Annotated in this window: 19 protein-coding genes, 1 tRNA gene and 1 pseudogene; 19 read left to right on the forward strand and 2 right to left on the reverse strand. The window is 55.3% G+C overall.

Features of this window, described 5'->3' with window-relative positions:
- From BRO54_RS16195 to BRO54_RS16240, 10 genes are all read left to right on the forward strand, one after another.
- Positions 1-549 (forward strand): HisA/HisF-related TIM barrel protein (locus tag BRO54_RS16195; RefSeq protein WP_074044603.1); only part of this gene is annotated, 549 nt, incomplete at its 5' end.
- A complete protein-coding gene (gene hisF, locus BRO54_RS16200) occupies positions 546-1,304 on the forward strand; it encodes an imidazole glycerol phosphate synthase subunit HisF (protein ID WP_074044604.1) in 759 nt (252 codons plus the stop codon). The genes BRO54_RS16195 and hisF, both read left to right, overlap by 4 nt.
- Positions 1,301-1,948 carry a bifunctional phosphoribosyl-AMP cyclohydrolase/phosphoribosyl-ATP diphosphatase HisIE gene (gene hisIE / locus BRO54_RS16205; RefSeq protein ID WP_074044605.1) on the forward strand — a complete coding sequence of 216 codons (648 nt, stop codon included), beginning with the start codon at positions 1,301-1,303 and terminating at the stop codon, positions 1,946-1,948. The genes hisF and hisIE overlap by 4 nt, the downstream gene beginning before the upstream one ends.
- A gap of 152 nt (positions 1,949-2,100) precedes the next feature.
- The gene (locus BRO54_RS16210) at positions 2,101-3,573 is read left to right on the forward strand and encodes a tetratricopeptide repeat protein (RefSeq protein WP_074044606.1); all 1,473 of its coding nucleotides are present in this window, start codon (positions 2,101-2,103) and stop codon (positions 3,571-3,573) included.
- Positions 3,574-3,648: 75 nt separating this feature from the next.
- A complete protein-coding gene (gene trxB / locus BRO54_RS16215) occupies positions 3,649-4,605 on the forward strand; it encodes a thioredoxin-disulfide reductase (RefSeq protein ID WP_074044607.1) in 957 nt (318 codons plus the stop codon).
- Positions 4,606-4,897: 292 nt separating this feature from the next.
- Positions 4,898-5,374, forward strand: a complete 477-nt coding sequence (locus tag BRO54_RS16220; protein WP_074044608.1) for an NUDIX hydrolase — start codon at positions 4,898-4,900, stop codon at positions 5,372-5,374.
- Between the two features lie 18 nt (positions 5,375-5,392).
- Entirely contained in the window at positions 5,393-6,289 is an 897-nt protein-coding gene (rapZ, locus tag BRO54_RS16225; protein ID WP_074044609.1) for an RNase adapter RapZ, read from the forward strand.
- Positions 6,286-7,239: a gluconeogenesis factor YvcK family protein gene (locus BRO54_RS16230; protein WP_074044610.1), complete on the forward strand. Its 954-nt coding sequence runs from the start codon at positions 6,286-6,288 to the stop codon at positions 7,237-7,239. Before rapZ ends, BRO54_RS16230 begins: the two co-directional genes overlap by 4 nt.
- Positions 7,240-7,358: 119 nt before the next feature.
- Positions 7,359-8,321, forward strand: coding sequence for a DNA-binding protein WhiA (gene whiA, locus BRO54_RS16235; RefSeq protein WP_074044611.1), 963 nt, complete (start codon positions 7,359-7,361; stop codon positions 8,319-8,321).
- 14 nt (positions 8,322-8,335) lie between these two features.
- Entirely contained in the window at positions 8,336-8,593 is a 258-nt protein-coding gene (locus tag BRO54_RS16240; protein WP_011232533.1) for an HPr family phosphocarrier protein, read from the forward strand.
- 77 nt (positions 8,594-8,670) lie between these two features.
- On the opposite strand, the gene clpP is transcribed toward BRO54_RS16240, so the two are convergent.
- Positions 8,671-9,261 carry an ATP-dependent Clp endopeptidase proteolytic subunit ClpP gene (clpP, locus tag BRO54_RS16245; protein WP_044732602.1) on the reverse strand — a complete coding sequence of 197 codons (591 nt, stop codon included), beginning with the start codon at positions 9,259-9,261 and terminating at the stop codon, positions 8,671-8,673.
- A 315-nt stretch (positions 9,262-9,576) separates the two neighbouring features.
- Here clpP and BRO54_RS16255 point away from each other — a divergent pair.
- From BRO54_RS16255 to eno, 9 genes are all read left to right on the forward strand, one after another.
- Positions 9,577-9,648: transfer RNA gene (locus tag BRO54_RS16255), tRNA-Arg, on the forward strand.
- Between the two features lie 155 nt (positions 9,649-9,803).
- Positions 9,804-11,111 carry an RNA polymerase factor sigma-54 gene (gene rpoN, locus BRO54_RS16260; protein ID WP_074044612.1) on the forward strand — a complete coding sequence of 436 codons (1,308 nt, stop codon included), beginning with the start codon at positions 9,804-9,806 and terminating at the stop codon, positions 11,109-11,111.
- Between the two features lie 50 nt (positions 11,112-11,161).
- Positions 11,162-11,407, forward strand: a complete 246-nt coding sequence (locus BRO54_RS16265) for a glutaredoxin family protein (RefSeq protein WP_074044613.1) — start codon at positions 11,162-11,164, stop codon at positions 11,405-11,407.
- A 123-nt stretch (positions 11,408-11,530) separates the two neighbouring features.
- Positions 11,531-12,550, forward strand: coding sequence for a sugar-binding transcriptional regulator (locus BRO54_RS16270; protein WP_074044614.1), 1,020 nt, complete (start codon positions 11,531-11,533; stop codon positions 12,548-12,550).
- A 42-nt stretch (positions 12,551-12,592) separates the two neighbouring features.
- Positions 12,593-13,600, forward strand: a complete 1,008-nt coding sequence (gene gap, locus BRO54_RS16275; RefSeq protein ID WP_074044615.1) for a type I glyceraldehyde-3-phosphate dehydrogenase — start codon at positions 12,593-12,595, stop codon at positions 13,598-13,600.
- A 122-nt stretch (positions 13,601-13,722) separates the two neighbouring features.
- On the forward strand, positions 13,723-14,907 hold the full coding sequence (locus BRO54_RS16280; RefSeq protein ID WP_074044616.1) for a phosphoglycerate kinase: 1,185 nt from the start codon (positions 13,723-13,725) through the stop codon (positions 14,905-14,907).
- Between the two features lie 61 nt (positions 14,908-14,968).
- Positions 14,969-15,730 carry a triose-phosphate isomerase gene (tpiA, locus tag BRO54_RS16285; protein ID WP_074044617.1) on the forward strand — a complete coding sequence of 254 codons (762 nt, stop codon included), beginning with the start codon at positions 14,969-14,971 and terminating at the stop codon, positions 15,728-15,730.
- Positions 15,723-17,258, forward strand: a complete 1,536-nt coding sequence (gpmI, locus tag BRO54_RS16290; RefSeq protein WP_074044618.1) for a 2,3-bisphosphoglycerate-independent phosphoglycerate mutase — start codon at positions 15,723-15,725, stop codon at positions 17,256-17,258. The genes tpiA and gpmI overlap by 8 nt, the downstream gene beginning before the upstream one ends.
- A 41-nt stretch (positions 17,259-17,299) precedes the next feature.
- Entirely contained in the window at positions 17,300-18,592 is a 1,293-nt protein-coding gene (gene eno, locus BRO54_RS16295; protein ID WP_025949887.1) for a phosphopyruvate hydratase, read from the forward strand.
- 152 nt (positions 18,593-18,744) lie between these two features.
- On the opposite strand, the pseudogene BRO54_RS19595 reads toward eno, so the two are convergent.
- Positions 18,745-18,900: pseudogene (locus tag BRO54_RS19595) on the reverse strand (IS4 family transposase); the annotation flags it as partial.
- Positions 18,901-19,076 lie beyond the last annotated feature (176 nt).

The raw sequence follows: 19,076 nt of genomic DNA on the forward strand, positions 1-19,076 counted from the left end.
GTCAACGACCGGTTTGTCATTGAAGCGGCCCGGCGCCTTTCCGTCCATGTGCAAGTGGGCGGCGGCATCCGGACGGAAGAGGATATCGTGTATTATTTAGAAAACGGGGTCGCTCGCGTCATTTTAGGAAGCGCGGCCATTTCCGACCCGCCGTTTGTGAAAAAGATGCTCCAAAAATACGGCCGCCGCATCGTGATTGGCATTGACGCCCGCGACGGCTTCGTGGCGACGGAAGGGTGGATTGCGACGTCGAACGTGAAAGCGGAAGAGCTCGGGCGGATGCTCGCCGAGGCGGGGGCGGAGACGTTTATTTTCACCGATATTGCGACCGATGGCACGCTGTCGGGCCCGAACATCGCCGCGGCGGTCCGATTGGCCGAGGCGACGGGAAAAGAAGTAATCGCTTCTGGCGGCGTCAGCTCGCTTGACGATTTGCGCGCGCTCCGCCAATATGCTGGACAAGGCATCGGCGGCGCGATCGTCGGCAAGGCGCTTTATACGAATCAGTTTACGCTCACGGAAGCGCTCAAGGCGGTGAACGAACGATGATCACGAAGCGCATCATCCCGTGTCTCGATGTGAAAGACGGCCGCGTCGTCAAAGGGGTGCAGTTTGTCCAGCTGCGCGATGCCGGCGATCCGGTGGAGCTCGCGAAGGCGTACGATGAGCAAGGGGCGGACGAGCTTGTGTTTTTGGACATTTCCGCTTCCCATGAAGGGCGGAAAACGATGGTGGATGTCGTCGAGCGCGTCGCCGCCCAGCTAGCGATTCCGTTTACGGTCGGCGGCGGCATCCACTCGCTTGATGACATGAAGCGCATGTTGCGCGCCGGGGCCGACAAAGTGTCGCTCAACACCGCCGCGGTGCTCCATCCGACCTTGATCACCGAAGGGGCGGACTTTTTCGGCTCGCAATGCATCGTCGTCGCCATTGACGCGAAATACGATGAAACGCTTGGTTCATGGCGCGTCTATACGCACGGCGGCCGCAACGCCACGGACTGGGAAGTCGTCGCTTGGGCGCAGGAAGCGGTCCGCCTTGGCGCCGGGGAGATTTTGTTGACGAGCATGGACGCGGACGGCGGCAAAAACGGTTTTGATATTGAGTTGACGCGCAAAGTGAGCGAAGCGGTCTCGGTTCCGGTCATCGCCTCGGGCGGCGCCGGCAAGGCGGAGCATTTCCTTCAAGCTTTTGAAGAGGGGAAAGCAGACGCGGCGCTCGCGGCATCGATTTTCCATTACAAAGAAACGTCGGTCGGACAAGTGAAAGCGTACTTGAAAGAAAGAGGGGTGAACGTGCGATGACGGCGGACATTCGCTTTGATGAAAAAGGGCTTGTACCCGCGATCGTCCAAGATGCGCAAAGCAAGGAAGTGCTCACGCTCGCCTATATGAACAAAGAGTCGCTTGAAAAAACGCTGGAGACCGGAGAAACATGGTTTTACAGCCGCTCGCGCCAAGAACTATGGCATAAAGGGGCGACATCTGGGAACGTGCAGCGCGTTGTCGACATCCGCTACGACTGCGACGCCGACGCCCTGCTCGTTCTCGTCGAGCCGGCCGGTCCGGCCTGCCATACCGGGTCGTATTCCTGCTTTTCCCGCTCGCTGGACGGCGCGGCGCGCACGCCGGCTGCCGATCGATTCGCCATTTTGAACGAGTTGGAACAGATCATCGCCAAGCGCGACGCCGAACGGCCGGAAGGGTCGTACACGACATATTTGTTTGAAAAAGGCGTCGATAAGATTTTGAAAAAAGTCGGCGAAGAAGCGGCGGAAGTCATCATCGCCGCCAAAAACCAAAACCACGAGGAATTGAAATGGGAAGCAGCCGACTTATTGTACCATTTGCTTGTGCTGTTGCGCGAACAAAAGTTGCCGCTTGACGCGGTGTTGGAGACGCTTGCCGAGCGGCACGCGCAAAAGGCGGGAGCGGGCGACAAAAAATAACAAGATGGTTCGGGGAGAAAAAGGAACGTCTGCCATCGCGCCGGCGTTCCTTTTTTGCACGGAAAAACCGGATTCCTGAAGTTTCTTGCCTGTTTTCGCCGCCGATATGGTATACTGTTGTTCGACGAATTTTACGGACGACGGAGGACAGAATGGGAAAACAACTGAAGCGATCATCACGAAAAGCGACGATTGTACCGTTCATCCAAAGCGGGGATTACTTTTTTAAAAAAGGAATGAAAGCATACGACCAAGGCGATTTGGAAAAGGCGAGGAAATATTTTGAGCGCGCCGTCCGTTTGGATGAGCGCGACGCCTCATTCGCCTTGCAGCTTGCCCTTGTGCTGTCGGAGCTTGGTGAATATCAATTTTCCAATCAATGGCTGTTCAAAATTATCCACGATTTGGACGAAACGATGTACGACTGTTTGTATTTTTTGGCGAACAATTTCGCCTGTCTCGGCTTGTTTCGCGAAGCGAGGCAATACGCGGAGCGTTATTTGGCGCAAGAGCCGGCCGGAGAGTTTGCCGACGATGCCGCTGACTTGCTTGAGCTGCTTCGGCTCGATGGCCCGGAATGGACGGAAGAGCAGGAGCAGCTGATGGTGCTGGAGGATCGAGCCCGCCGTTTGCTTGAGGAGGAGCGGTTTGCGGAAGCGATTGAAGCGCTTGAAGCGCTCGTCGCGCGCTATCCGGACGTTTGGTCGGCGCATAACAATTTGGCGCTTGCCTATTTTTACAGCGGCGATGTCGACAAAGCGAAACAGAAAGTGCGTGAAGTGCTCAAACGCGATCCCGGCAATTTGCATGCGCTTTGCAACGCACTTGTCTTCGCCTATTACTTGCGTGAGGAAGAACAGGCGGCCGCGCTTTGCGAGACGCTGGCCGGTTTGTATCCGTTTTTTCGTGAGCATCAATACAAGCTCGGGGCGACGTTCGCGCTTGTCGGGCGGTTCGATTTGGCGTTCCGTTGGCTGCACCGTTTGTATAAACAAGGCTTTGACGGTGATGGGCCATTTTATTATTGGCTTGCTTGCGCTGCCTACTATACTGGCCATGAGCCGCTCGCTCGGCAAATGTGGGAGATGCTTACCACCCTCCATCCCGAAAAACGCGGTGAGGAGCCATGGACCGTTTCAGCGCCGGTGGATGAGGCGCTCATCCGCTTGATGGCTTGGCTGGAGGGCGACGAGCTGGCCGACCGTCTGTACGGATTGTACTTGTTCAGCCGCTCGCCGCAGGCGAAAGAGCCATCGATGTCGCTTGCGGTATGCCGCCTCTTGCCGTCCGATCCCCGTCTGCGCCCGTTTATCGACTGCTTTTTGTTTGGCTTAACCGATGGCCCGTCCGCTTGGGCGGCGAACATCGGCCGCATGGTCGATGCGCTTTCGGCACATAATGAGGGAAAGGAAGCGCTCTGCCGCTTCGCCTTCGCGATGGCCGTCCATCCGTCGGCTGATCGCGAGCCGTTTGCGAACGGGGCCGCGTGGGCGGCGGCGATCGAATACATTTGGCGCCGACAGCAAGGAGAGCGTGTGACGCAAAGAGAGATGGCGGCCAAATACGGCGTTTCGGCGGCGACGGTGCAAAAATACGTGCAAAAAGCGCGCCGGCTATATACATGAGCAAATCAATAGACAGTACGAATCGACTTCTATACGATGAAAATGGAATGATTCTCGAGCGAAGGAGTGGACGGTGTGGCAGACGAAAAAATTTACGATGTCATTATTGCCGGAGCTGGGCCGGCAGGGCTGACGGCGGCTGTGTATACATCGCGCGCCAACTTGTCGACGCTGATGATCGAGCGCGGCGTCCCAGGCGGGCAAATGGTCAATACCGAGGAAGTCGAGAACTATCCTGGCTTTGAGACGATTTTAGGCCCCGAATTGGCGACAAAAATGTTTGAGCATGCGAAAAAATTCGGCGCGGAGTATGCGTATGGCGATGTGAAGGAAGTCATTGACGGCGAGGCGTACAAAACGGTCATCGTCGGCGACAAAGAGTACAAGGCCCGCGCCGTCATCATCGCCACCGGAGCTGAATATAAAAAACTCGGCGTACCGGGGGAAGCAGAGCTCGGCGGCCGCGGTGTTTCGTACTGTGCGGTGTGCGACGGGGCGTTTTTCAAAGGGAAAAATTTGGTCGTCGTCGGCGGCGGCGACTCGGCGGTCGAAGAGGGCGTCTATTTGACGCGGTTTGCCAATAAAGTGACGATCGTTCACCGCCGCGACAAGCTGCGGGCGCAAAAAATTTTGCAAGACCGGGCGTTCGCCAATGAAAAAATTGATTTCATCTGGAACCATACGGTGAAACAAATCAACGAAAAGGATGGAAAAGTCGGCAGCGTGACGCTTGTGCATACGCAAACGGGCGAGGAGCGCGAATTTCCGTGCGACGGCGTCTTCATTTACATCGGGATGGTGCCGCTCTCGAAGCCGTTTGCCAATCTTGGCATCACGAATGAAAACGGCTATATCGTCACGAACGAAAAGATGGAGACGAAAGTGCCGGGCATTTTCGCCGCCGGTGATGTGCGGGAAAAAACGCTCCGGCAAATCGTGACGGCTACCGGCGACGGCAGCATCGCCGCGCAAAGCGCCCAGCATTACGTTGAGGAACTGAAAGAAAAGCTCAATAAGCAAGGGGTCAGCTGAGTCGGTAACGAAACCGCAACAAAACCGTAATGGTGATTTAACCCAGATGTAACACGAATGCAATAGAAGTATCGTATGCTATAAGTAAGTAATTGACCCCCTTTTATATAGATCCTTGATTCGGCGCGGGCGTTTGTCCGCGTCTCTTTTTTGCTGGCAACTCTGGTTCTGCCGGTTGGCTTTCCGCCGAGTCATCGGAGAAGCTGTCGGTGGGGTGTTTTCCAACGGTTTGAATGTGGAGCGGCCTAACTATTTATGGTAAAATAAAGATGATTATGTGCGTGTTTGCGGAATGGTTGGGGTGAACAAATTGCAACGGGTGACAAACTGCGTATTATATAAAGACGGCCAAGTGCTGCTTTTGCAAAAGCCGAAGCGCGGCTGGTGGGTCGCCCCGGGCGGCAAAATGGAGCTTGGCGAGACGGTGCGCGAAGCGTGCATTCGCGAATATCGGGAAGAGACGGGCATTTACTTGAAAAATCCGGAGCTGAAAGGCGTCTTTACGATCGTGATGAAAAATGGGGACGAAACGGTGTCGGAGTGGATGATGTTTACGTTTTTCGCCGACGACTTCATTGGCGAAAACGTGCCGTCTTCCGAAGAAGGGACGCTCGCTTGGCATCAGGTGGAGACGCTTTCGACGCTGCCGATGGCCCCTGGCGACTACCATATTTTGGACTACGCCTTGAAAGGCAAAGGGGTCATGTACGGGGTGTTTGTCTATACAGAGGAATTCGAGTTGCTTTCATATCGGCTCGATCCGAGCTGATGGAGAGGAGGGGCGGAGATGGGACAAAACGGGGCGTTGCAGCCGATTCAGCTCGTCATTATCACCGGCATGTCCGGCGCGGGAAAGACGGTGGCGATTCAAAGCTTCGAAGACCTCGGCTTTTTTTGTATTGACAACTTGCCGCCGACGCTGCTGCCGAAATTTTTGGAGCTCGTCAAAGAATCCGGGAATAAAATGAACAAAGTCGCCCTTGTCATGGATTTGCGCAGCCGCGACTTTTTCGATCATTTGTTCGCTGCGCTCGATGAGCTGGCTGAGCAAGCGTGGGTCATCCCCCAGGTGTTGTTCTTGGACGCCCAAGATTCGACGTTGGTGGCCCGCTACAAAGAAACGCGGCGGACGCATCCGCTTGCGCCGAACGAGCCCCCGCTTGAAGGAATCCGTTTGGAGCGGAAGCTGCTCGAAGAACTGAAAGGGCGGGCGCAGATCATTTACGATACGACCGGACTGAAGCCGCGCGAGCTGCGGGAGAAAATCATCCGCCAGTTTTCATCGCACGCTCAATCCGGGTTTACCATCAACGTCATGTCGTTTGGGTTTAAGTACGGCATTCCAATTGATGCAGATTTGGTGTTTGACGTCCGCTTTTTGCCGAACCCGCATTACATTGAACATATGCGTCCGAAAACCGGGTTGGATGACGACGTATCGTCCTACGTGCTCAAGTGGGGGGAAACGCAAAAGTTTTTGGAAAAGCTGATCGACTTGTTGTCGTTTATGCTGCCGTATTACCAGCGCGAAGGAAAAAGCCAGCTGGTGATCGCCATCGGCTGCACGGGCGGCCAGCACCGTTCGGTGGCGCTCGCCGAATATATCGCCCGCCATTTTTCGGCTGACTATAAAACCGTTGTCTCGCACCGGGACATGGAGAGGAGAAAGGACATACACCGATGAGGAACGAACAAGCAGCGAAACTGGTCGTCATCGGCGGCGGCACCGGGCTTCCCGTCCTGCTGAGGGGGCTGAAGCAGCATGAGTTGGATTTGACCGCCATTGTCACCGTCGCCGATGATGGCGGAAGTTCCGGGCGGCTGCGCGATGAGCTGCACATTCCGCCGCCCGGGGATGTCCGCAACGTATTGGCCGCGCTGTCTGACGTCGAACCGCTCATTGTCGAGCTGTTCCAGCACCGTTTTCAAAACGGCAACGGCTTATCCGGCCATTCGCTCGGCAATTTGATTTTGGCGGCGCTCACATCGATCACCGGCGACTTTGTCAAGGCGATCCGTGAGATGAGCAAAGTGTTGAACGTGCGCGGCCAAGTGCTGCCGGCGGCGAACAAAAGCGTCGTCTTGCACGCGGAGATGGAAGATGGTTCCGTTGTCTCTGGCGAGTCAAAAATCCCGAGTGCGGGGAAAAAAATTAAGAGGGTGTTTTTAACCCCAGAGGATATTGAGCCGCTGCCGGAGACGGTTGATGCCATCCGCCGCGCCGATTTGATCGTCATCGGGCCGGGCAGCTTGTACACAAGCATCTTGCCGAATTTGCTCGTACCGAAAATCGGGCAGGAAGTATGCAAGGCGAAGGCGAAAAAAGTATATATATGCAACATTATGACTCAGGCCGGCGAGACGCCGCACTATACGGTGAGCGACCATGTGGAGGCGCTTCATGCTCATCTTGGCGGCCCGTTTTTGGATGTGGTGATCATCAACAGCGGAGCGATCCCGGAAGCGATCCGCCGCCGCTACGAGGCGGAGCGGGCCGAGCCGGTGCGTGACGACAGCAGCGGGCTTTCGTTGCAAGTCATCCGCGACGATATTGTCACGTACGAGGATGGGGTCATTCGCCATAATACGGCGAAAGTCGCCGCCCTTCTTCTCGGGCTTCTCCCTCACCGTTAAAGGCGGGGCCCGAGTAGGCCGCAAAGCGCCATTATGGGCGGCGATGCTTCCGATGGCCGCGCCGAATGTCAGGCACCTCCACCGGCCGGATGCGGGGAACGAATGGAGGTGGAGCGATCGTGTCTTTTGCATCGGAAACGAAAAAGGAATTGACCCATTTAGAGGTGAAGCCTTGCTGCTTGCGGGCGGAGCTGTCGGCGCTTTTGCGCATGAACGGTTCACTGTCGTTTTCCGGCGGGCGAATGGCCATCGATGTCCAGACGGAAAATGCGGCGATCGCTCGGCGCATTTATACGCTGCTGAAAAAAGGGTATGATGTCGCAGTCGAGCTGTTTGTCCGCAAGAAAATGCGCTTGAAAAAAAACAACGTCTACATCGTCCGCGTGACCGACGGTGCGGCCGCACTCCTTCGCGAGCTTTACATTGTGAACGGCGATTTTTCGCTCATCCATGACATTTCTCCGGAACTCGTCAAGAAAAAATGCTGCAAGCGCTCGTATTTGCGCGGCGCATTTTTGGCCGGCGGTTCGGTCAACAACCCGGAGACGTCGTCATACCATTTGGAGATTTTTTCGCTGTATGAGGAGCATAACCGGGCGTTATGCGAATTGATGAACAGCCACTTTTTTTTAAATGCGAAAACGTTGGAACGGAAAAAAGGGTTTATTACGTATTTAAAAGAGGCGGAAAAAATCGCCGAGTTTTTGAACATTATCGGCGCCCATCAAGCGCTGCTCCGCTTTGAGGACATTCGCATTGTCCGCGACATGCGCAACTCGGTCAACCGGCTCGTCAATTGCGAGACCGCGAATTTGAACAAAACGATCGGCGCCGCGCTCCGCCAGGTGGAGAACATCCGCTATATTGATGAAACGATCGGCCTTGATTCGCTGCCGGCCAAGCTGCGGGAAATCGCGAAACTTCGCATCGAGCATCAAGACGTGACGCTGAAAGAGCTCGGCGAGATGGTTGCCGGTGGAAAAATCAGCAAATCCGGCATCAACCACCGCCTGCGCAAAATTGATGAGATCGCGGAACGACTGCGGGCCGGAAAGCCGGTCGATTTCCATAAATCGCTGTAAAGGGGAGATGGAGAATGGTGGAAAAACAAGTGGAAGTGAAATTAAAAACCGGGCTGCAGGCGCGTCCGGCGGCGTTGTTCGTCCAAGAAGCGAACCGCTTTTCTGCCGATGTGTTTTTGGAAAAAGACGGAAAGCGAGTCAACGCGAAAAGCATTATGGGCTTGATGAGCCTCGCCATCGGCCATGGAGCGGTGATCACGCTCATTGCCGACGGTCCGGATGAGCAAGAAGCGATCGAAAAGCTCGCCGCCTATGTGCAAAAGGAAAAGTAAAGTGGCGTGGATGGCTGGCGGGGAAAGGAATGGAAAAGGCTGCTCCGTTGTTCGCGGAAGCAGCCTTTTGCTTTGTCTTATTTTTCGTCAGCGCGCGTCAACACGCGGTCAATGATGCCGTATTCTTTCGCTTTTTGCGCGGTCATAAAGTTGTCGCGGTCCGTATCGCGCTCGATCACTTCGATCGGCTGACCGGTGTTTTCCGATAAAATGCGGTTCAATTTGTCGCGCAAGAACAAAATGCGCTTCGCCGCAATTTCGATTTCCGTCGCTTGCCCTTGGGCGCCGCCGAGCGGTTGGTGGATCATGATTTCACTATTGGGCAAGGCGAACCGTTTCCCTTTCGCACCGGCGGCAAGCAGAAACGCCCCCATGGAAGCGGCCATGCCGATGCAAATCGTCGATACGTCCGGCTTGATGAACTGCATCGTGTCGTAAATCGCCAGGCCAGCTGTGATCGAGCCGCCGGGGCTGTTGATGTACAAGGAAATATCTTTGTCCGGGTCTTCCGCCGCCAAAAACAACAGCTGCGACACGATCGAGTTGGCCACTTGGTCGTCGATCGGGCTGCCAAGGAACACAATTCGGTCTTTCAATAAGCGCGAATAAATGTCGTACGCTCGCTCCCCGCGGTTCGTCTGTTCGATGACAGTCGGAATCAAATACATCAAAAACGCCTCCTTTTCCACCCTAATGGATCAATATGTACGCTTTAATCATACAGGCATGGTCAATGAAGGTCAAACAAAACGACCTTCCCCATCCTTTATAACATATTCGCGGCTAGCGGCAAACATCCCTTTTTTCATCATAACCGCTTTTTCATTTTTTTAACCAGTTGCCTGTGGCGGTGTCATTGATGTGGAAGAAACAAAGGTCCAATTTTTCCTGTTTTTTATTGCATTTTCCCTCTTGCATTTTTGTACGATCCTGCTATAATAGAACATGCGACGGAACGAAACAGATAAATAATGAATTTCTATGCCCTCGTAGTGTAGTGGATAGCACGAGAGATTCCGGTTCTCTTAGCGTGGGTTCGAATCCTGCCGAGGGCGCTTCATATGGGAAACGGCTGCATTGGCAGCCGTTTTTCGTTTTTTTCGGAGCGACATTGCACGGCCAAGCTTCACCATCTCGGAAACATCGTCAAAAATTTCTCCTACCCCCTCCCGCTCCCGTCGTGTACAATAAAAGAAAGGGGGGCGTGACGATGAGGGCGGAGTTATGGCAAGAGCAGCGGCTGCAGTTGTCGCTGACAAAGGAACTTGTGCAGGCGATTGAACTGTTGCAATATTCCGCAGTGGATTTGGAAGCGTTTTTATATGAACAGGCGCTGGAAAACCCGTTTTTGGAAATCCGTCGCACCCGGGTGCGGCAACGGCCAAGCCGGACAGAAAGAGACCAAAAGCAATGGCTCGAGAACATTGGCGCCCGCGCAGAGACGCTTGTTGGCCATTTGCTGGGGCAGCTGCCTGCGTTGAAGCTGGCCGATCGGGAAGAGCGCATCGTCCGCTATCTCATTGCCTCGCTCGATGAGGACGGCTATTTGCGCGTGCCGCTTGCCGAGCTGGCGGCGCGGTTTTCCGCATCGGAACAAGAGATGGAACGGGGGCTGCGCCTTGTGCAGTCGCTCGACCCGCCGGGAGTCGGCGCCCGCGATTTGGCGGAATGCCTCTTGCTGCAACTGGAACGTCTTCCCGAGCGCGACGAGCTGGCGGAAACGATCGTCCGTTATCATTTTGTTCCTTTTGCGGAAAAGTCGTGGAAAACGCTGGCCAAGCAGCTTGGTGTCAGCCTTGGCGAACTGCAGCGCGTCTTCGAGCTCATTCGCACGCTCGAGCCGCGGCCGGGCATTCACTATTCGAGCGAAACGCCGCCTTTGGTCGTGCCGGATGTCATCGTCACCCGCGGAGCGGATGGAGACTGGATGGCCGCCTATAATGATGACATCCATCCGGAGCTCGGATGGAATCGGGATTACGAGCGGCGCATCGCCGCATCCGGCGACCGGCATGCCGAACAGTTTATCAAAGAAAAATATCGGCAGTTTACATGGCTCGCGAAAAGTTTGGAGCAACGGAAACAGACGCTTCTGCATTTGATGGCTGTCATCATCGACCGCCAGCGCTCGTGTTTGGAGTTTGGGCTTTCGGCGCTCAAGCCGATGACGATGCGCGAGGTGGCCGAGGAGCTCGGCGTTCATGAATCGACGGTGAGCCGCGCGGTCCGGCATAAATATGTGCAAACGCCGTTTGGCACCGTGGAGCTGCGCCGTTTCTTTTCGAATGCCGCGACGGCCGCAGGGGATGAAGCGGCATCGTCCGCCCGCGTGAAAGCGATCATCGAGGCCCTTATTTCCGAGGAAGATCGGCGGGCGCCGCTGTCTGACCAACAGCTTGCTGATTTGCTTCGCGAGCGGCACGGTATCGCCATTTCGCGCCGCACGGTCGCCAAATACCGCGAGCAGCTGCGCATCCCGTCTTCGGCAAAGCGGAGGCAATATATCGGCCTGCCATAGCGGGCGGCCAATCGAAACGGCAACTGCTGTAGAAAGAGAGGAAGAAATGAATGCATATCCGATTGTATACGAAAACGAATTGCCCGCTCTGCGACAAGGCGAAAGCCGTTTTGACGGAGCTGCGGGCGGACTATTCGTTTACGCTGGAAGAAATTGATATTTACAAAGATGATGAACTGCTGGAAAAATATCAGCTGATGATCCCGGTTGTGGAATTGGATGGCGAAGAAATCGGCTACGGAGCGATTGAAAAAGAAGCGGTGAGAAAACGGTTGCGGCGGGCGCAAAACAGTTGAACGGCTATCGTCCTCCTGCTATAATGAAAATGGCGCGGGAGGAATTTTTTATGGCACTGTGGGACATAATATGTCATACCGGGACATGAAACGTCCCTATGTTCAATCGAGGAGAAAGGATCGATGCAACCGTTATTAGAAGCACAAAAAAAGTTATTGCCTGACTTGCTTGACGTTATGCAAAAACGGTATCAAATTTTGCACTCCATTTCGCTCATGGCGCCGATCGGGCGGCGGGCGCTGGCGGCGAGCCTCGGCATGAGCGAACGGGTGCTCCGGTCGGAAACAGAGTTTTTAAAAGGGCAAAACTTGCTTTCCGCCGATGTGTCGGGCATGCGGTTGACTGAGGAAGGTCAGGCGCTCCTTCATACGCTCAATGATTTGATGCGGGAAGCGCTCGGGCTCAAAGAGCTCGAAGCGGCGCTGCAACAGCAGCTGAACATTGAGCGCGTCGTTGTCGTCGCCGGGGATAGCGACCGTTCCCCTTGGGTAAAAAAAGAAATGGGAAGAGCATGTGTCGCCTGCATGAAGGAGCTGCTTGAACCTGGGGACATCGTCGCCGTGGCTGGAGGAACGACGATGGCGGCCGTCGCGGAGATGATGACGCCGGATCCGAAGCTTCACGATGTGTTGTTCGTTCCAGCGCGCGGCGGTCTTGGCGAAGATGTCGAGAACCAGGCGAACACGATTTGTGCGAAAATGGCAGAAAAAGCGATGGGCCGCTATCGGTTGCTGCACGTGCCTGACCAGCTGAGCGATGAAGCGTACGCGTCGCTTGTCGAAGAGCCGGCGGTGAAAGAAGTGCTTGAGCTCATCCAATCATGCCGCATGGTCGTCCACGGCATCGGTGAAGCGGTGACGATGGCCAAGCGGCGGAAGACGCCGCCTGTGGAGATGGAGAAAATCATCGCCCGCCATGCGGTCGCTGAGGCGTTCGGCTACTATTTCAACGAACGCGGCTACGTCGTCCATAAAGTGAAAACGGTCGGCATTCAGCTTGAACACCTCCCGCATGTCGAGCATGTCATCGCCGTCGCCGGAGGGGCGTCGAAGGCGAAAGCCATTCGCGCGTACATGAAACGGGCGCCGCACTCGCTATTGGTGACGGACGAAGGAGCCGCAAAAGCGTTCGTAGGGGAGTAATCTCCCTTGCTGATACAATCCAATCGCAAGGAGGAAAATAAGATGGCAGTCAAAGTGGGAATCAACGGATTTGGCCGCATCGGACGCAACGTCTTCCGCGCGGCATTGAAAAACCCGGATATTGAAGTGGTGGCGGTGAACGATTTAACCGATGCGAATACGCTTGCTCATTTGTTGAAGTACGACTCCGTCCATGGCCGTCTGGACGCCGAAGTGTCGGTGAGCGGCAACAACTTGGTCGTCAACGGCAAAGAAATCATCGTCAAGGCGGAACGCGATCCGGCGAACTTGGCGTGGGGCGAGGTCGGCGTTGACATCGTCGTCGAATCGACCGGCCGTTTCACGAAACGCGAAGACGCCGCCAAACATTTGGAAGCCGGCGCGAAAAAAGTGATCATTTCCGCACCGGCGAAAAACGAGGACATTACGATCGTCATGGGCGTCAACCAAGATAAATACGATCCGAAAGCCCATCATGTCATCTCGAACGCTTCGTGCACGACGAACTGCTTGGCGCCGTTTGCCAAAGTGCTGCACGAACAATTCGGCATCATCCGCGGCATGATGACGACCGTTCACTCGTACACGAACGACCAACAAATTTTGGACTTGCCGCATAAAGACTTGCGCCGGGCCCGCGCGGCCGCGGAATCGATCATTCCGACGACGACCGGGGCGGCGAAAGCTGTTGCGCTTGTTTTGCCGGAATTGAAAGGCAAATTGAACGGTATGGCGATGCGTGTGCCGACGCCGAACGTATCGGTCGTCGACTTGGTGGCGGAGCTGGAAAAAGAAGTGACGGTCGAAGAAGTGAATGCCGCGTTGAAAGCAGCGGCGGAAGGCGAGTTGAAAGGCATTTTGGCCTACAGTGAAGAACCGCTCGTTTCGCGCGATTACAACGGCAGCACCGCTTCGTCGACGATTGATGCGCTGTCGACGATGGTCATTGAAGGAAAAATGGTGAAAGTCGTTTCGTGGTATGACAACGAAACGGGCTATTCGCACCGCGTCGTCGACTTGGCCGCCTACATCGCCTCGAAAGGGCTGTAAAACCAGCTCGGCATTGAGTTTTCCATCCGTTCAAGTCTATAATAGGAAAATGGAGGGGAGCGGGGAAATGATCCCCACTCCTTTTCCTTTGTCGAAACTGCAGCCAAAAGGGGGCACGAACGATGAACAAAAAGACGATCCGCGACGTTGAGGTGAGGGGAAAGCGCGTCTTTTGCCGCGTCGATTTTAACGTGCCGATCGAGCAAGGCGCCATCACCGATGACACGCGCATTCGCGCGGCGCTGCCGACGATCCGGTATTTGATCGAGCACGGGGCGAAAGTCATTTTGGCGAGCCACCTCGGCCGTCCGAAAGGAAAAGTGGTCGAAGACTTGCGCTTGGATGCCGTTGCGAAGCGGCTTAGCGAGCTGCTTGAACGGCCAGTCGCCAAAACGAATGAAGCGGTCGGCGATGAGGTGAAAGCGGCGGTCGCCCGTTTGAACGAAGGCGACGTGCTCTTGCTTGAGAACGTCCGTTTTTACCCTGGCGAAGAGAAAAACGATCCAGAGCTGGCCAAAGCGTTCGCTGAGCTCGCGGATCTGTACGTCAACGATGCGTTCGGCGCCGCCCACCGCGCCCATGCGTCGACGGAAGGCATCGCCCATTACTTGCCCGCGGTGGCCGGATTTTTGATGGAAAAAGAAATCGAAGTGCTCGGCAAGGCGCTGTCCAACCCGGACCGCCCGTTTACGGCGATCATCGGCGGCGCGAAAGTGAAAGACAAAATCGGCGTCATCGACAATTTGCTCGATAAAGTCGATAACCTGATCATCGGCGGCGGGCTGGCGTATACGTTCGTCAAAGCGCTCGGCCATGACGTCGGCAAGTCGCTGCTTGAGGAGGACAAAATCGAACTCGCCAAATCGTTTATGGAAAAGGCGAAAGAAAAAGGCGTCCGTTTTTATATGCCGGTGGACGTCGTCGTCGCCGACCGGTTTGCGAACGACGCCAATACGAAAGTCGTCGCCATCGACGCCATTCCGAACGATTGGGAGGCGCTTGACATCGGCCCGAAAACGCGCGAATTGTACCGCGATGTCATTCGTCAATCGAAGCTGGTCGTCTGGAACGGCCCGATGGGCGTCTTTGAAATGGAGGCGTTCGCCCATGGGACAAAAGCGGTCGCACAAGCGTTGGCGGAGGCTCCCGACACCTATTCGGTCATCGGCGGCGGGGATTCGGCGGCGGCGGTTGAAAAATTCGGCTTAGCCGACAAAATGGACCATATCTCCACCGGCGGCGGCGCTTCGCTCGAGTTTATGGAAGGAAAACAGCTGCCGGGCGTTGTCGCGCTGCAAGACAAATGACCCACGGCGCCGGATTTGGCGTATGGCGGCTGATGCCGCCCATTGAAAGGAAGGGTGAACGATGAGAAAACGCATCATTGCAGGCAACTGGAAAATGCATAAAACATTGGCGGAAGCCGTTCAATTTGTCGAGGAAGTAAAAGGGCTCGTGCCGCCGGCGGACGAAGTCGATTCCGTCGTTTGCGCGCCGTTTCTCTTTTTAGATCGGTTGGTGCGGCAAGCAAGCGGCACCGATTTGAAAATCGGAGCGCAAACGATGCACTTTGCCGACCAAGGGGCGTACACGGGCGAAGTGAGCCCGGTCATGCTCAAAGATCTCGGCGTCACGTACGTCATCCTCGGCCATTCGGAGCGCCGGCAAATGTTCGCCGAAACAGATGAGACCGTGAACAAAAAAGTGTTGGCCGCCTTCACCCGCGGCTTGACGCCGATTATTTGCTGCGGCGAATCGCTTGAGGAACGGGAAGCGGGGCAGACGAACGCCGTTGTCGCCTCGCAAGTGGAAAAAGCGCTCGCCGGCTTGACGCCGGAACAAGTGAAGCAAGCGGTCATCGCTTACGAGCCGATTTGGGCGATCGGGACGGGCAAATCATCAACACCGGAAGACGCCAACAGCGTCTGCGGCCATATCCGTTCGGTTGTTTCGCGCCTGTTTGGCCCGGAGGCGGCGGAAGCGATCCGCATTCAATACGGCGGCAGCGTCAAACCAGACAACATCCGCGACTTCTTGGCGCAAGAACATATCGACGGCGCCTTAGTCGGCGGGGCGAGCCTCGAGCCGGCTTCATTCTTGCAATTGGTGGAGGCGGGCCGCCATGAGTAAAAAACCGGTTGCGCTCATCATTTTGGACGGGTTTGCGCTGCGCGAAGAAACGTACGGCAATGCGGTCGCTCAGGCGAACAAACCGAACTTTGACCGCTATTGGAACGAATACCCGCACACAACGCTCAAGGCGTGCGGCGAGGCGGTCGGGCTTCCGGAAGGGCAGATGGGCAACTCGGAAGTCGGCCATCTAAACATCGGCGCCGGGCGCATTGTGTACCAAAGCTTAACGCGAGTCAACATTGCCATTCGCGAAGGCGAGTTTGACCGGAATGAAACGTTTTTGGCGGCGATGAACCATGTGAAGCAGCACGGAACGAGCCTTCACTTGTTCGGTTTGCTTTCTGACGGCGGGGTGCACAGCCATATTCACCATTTGTACGCCCTCTTGCGCTTAGCGGCAAAAGAAGGCGTGAAGCGTGTGTACATCCACGGCTTTTTGGACGGCCGCGACGTCGGCCCGCAAACAGCGCCGCAATACATCAAAGAACTGCAGGAAAAAATCAAGGAATACGGGGTCGGTGAAATCGCGACGTTATCGGGCCGCTACTACTCGATGGACCGCGACAAGCGGTGGGACCGCGTCGAGAAGGCGTATCGGGCGATGGTGTACGGGGAAGGTCCGACGTACCGCGATCCGCTCGAATGCATCGAGGACTCGTACAAACACGGCATTTACGACGAATTCGTCCTGCCATCGGTCATCGTCCGCGAAGACGGCTCGCCGGTGGCGACGATTCAAGACAATGACGCGATTATCTTCTATAATTTCCGCCCTGACCGGGCGATCCAAATTTCAAACACGTTTACGAACGAAGATTTCCGCGAGTTTGACCGCGGCCCGAAACATCCGAAGCATTTGTTCTTTGTCTGCTTGACCCATTTCAGCGAAACGGTGAAAGGGTACGTGGCGTTCAAGCCGACGAACCTTGACAACACGCTCGGGGAAGTGCTGTCGCAGCACGGACTGCGCCAACTGCGCATCGCCGAGACCGAAAAATATCCGCACGTGACGTTTTTCATCAGCGGCGGCCGCGAAGAGAAATTTCCAGGCGAAGACCGGATTTTGATCAACTCGCCGAAAGTGCCGACGTATGACTTGAAGCCGGAAATGAGCGCCTATGAAGTGACGGATGCGCTGCTCAAGGAAATTGAAGCCGATAAGTACGATGCGATCATTTTGAACTACGCCAACCCGGATATGGTCGGCCATTCCGGCAAGCTCGAGCCGACGATCAAGGCGGTGGAGGCAGTGGACGAATGCCTCGGCAAAGTCGTCGATGCCATTTTGGCAAAAGGCGGCATCGCCATCATCACCGCTGACCACGGCAACGCCGATGAAGTATTGACGCCGGACGGCAAGCCGCAAACGGCCCATACGACGAATCCGGTGCCGGTGATCGTGACGAAAAAAGGCATCAAGCTTAGAGACGGCGGCATTTTAGGCGATTTGGCGCCAACGATGCTTGATTTGCTCGGCTTGCCGCAGCCAAAAGAAATGACGGGGAAATCGTTGATTGTAAAATAACGATGATCTTGAGAAAACGATACGAAAAGGAGTGTGTTCCCATGTCTGCCATTATCGATGTCTACGCCCGCGAAGTGCTCGATTCGCGCGGCAACCCGACGGTGGAAGTGGAAGTGTATACGGAAGACGGCGGCTTCGGCCGCGCCTTGGTGCCGAGCGGCGCCTCAACCGGCGAATATGAAGCGGTCGAACTGCGCGACGGCGATAAAAACCGCTACCTCGGCAAAGGGGTGCTGAAAGCAGTCGAAAACGTCAACGAAGTGATCGCGCCGGAAATCATCGGCCTCGAAGTCACCGACCAAGTGGCGATCGACCGGAAGCTGATTGAACTGGACGGCACGGAAAACAAAAGCAAGCTTGGCGCCAACGCCATTTTGGGCGTCTCGCTCGCCGTTGCCCGCGCGGCAGCGGACGAGCTTGGCCTGCCGCTGTACCAATACTTGGGCGGCTTTAACGCCAAAACGCTGCCGGTGCCGATGATGAACATTTTAAACGGCGGCGCGCATGCCGACAACAACGTCGACATTCAAGAATTTATGATCATGCCGGTCGGCGCGGAAAGCTTCCGCGAAGCGCTGCGCATGGGGGCGGAAATTTTCCACAGCTTAAAAGCGGTGCTAAAAGCGAAAGGCTACAACACGGCGGTCGGCGACGAGGGCGGTTTTGCCCCGAACTTGAAATCGAACGAAGAAGCGTTGCAAACGATCATCGAAGCGATCGAAAAAGCGGGCTACAAACCGGGCGAACAAGTGATGCTCGCCATGGATGTTGCCTCGTCCGAGCTGTACAACAAAGAAGACGGCAAATATCATCTTGAAGGCGAAGGCGTTGTGAAAACGTCGGAAGAAATGGTCGCTTGGTATGAAGAGCTTGTATCGAAATATCCGATCATCTCGATCGAAGACGGGCTCGATGAAAACGACTGGGAAGGACATAAACTGCTGACCGAGCGGCTCGGCAAAAAAGTGCAGCTTGTCGGCGACGACTTGTTTGTCACAAACACGAAAAAACTGGCCGAAGGCATTGAAAAAGGCGTCGGCAACTCGATTTTGATTAAAGTGAACCAAATCGGCACGCTCACCGAAACGTTTGACGCCATCGAAATGGCGAAACGCGCCGGCTACACCGCCGTCGTCTCGCACCGCTCCGGCGAAACGGAAGACAGCACGATCGCTGACATCGCCGTCGCAACCAACGCCGGCCAAATCAAAACGGGCGCGCCGTCGCGCACCGACCGCGTCGCGAAATACAACCAATTGCTCCGCATTGAAGATGAACTCGGCCACACGGCCATTTATCAAGGCATCCGCTCGTTTTACAATTTGAAAAAATAACGGGAACAGGCGTCCCCAACGGAGGGGGCGCCCGTCGTTTTGACGGAGGCCAAAAGGGCGCTGAATGGCTGGCGGTGATCAAGACGTCTTGACGCATTTAGGAAAGCTACGCCTCTTCATCAGATGGGATCGTAAATAGTCGTTTTATGATGACGCGCTTGATACATCTCGGCAATCTTTTCCGCCGATGCCTTCAAGAGGTTCGTGACCACACGGATGTCATGCTCGTTCGCATCCTGAAAGATCACGACGCGATGGCGCTTTTTGGAACGACATTGTTTTGTTCCGAATTGACAAGTAAAATCCGATCCTCATCAGAAACAATTTTTTGCATCAAATTTGGGAGTGTGGTATGCTTGTGCACAGAGAGCGCCTCCTAGGTTTGTTTGCGTCGTTACTTACATTCTACAGGAAAGGTGCTCTTTTTTCTATGCTTTTTATGGATATTATTGGTTAATCAACACGCCTGTAAAATTATGATTTT

This window comes from Geobacillus proteiniphilus (assembly GCF_001908025.1).
Taxonomy (GTDB): domain Bacteria; phylum Bacillota; class Bacilli; order Bacillales; family Anoxybacillaceae; genus Geobacillus; species Geobacillus proteiniphilus.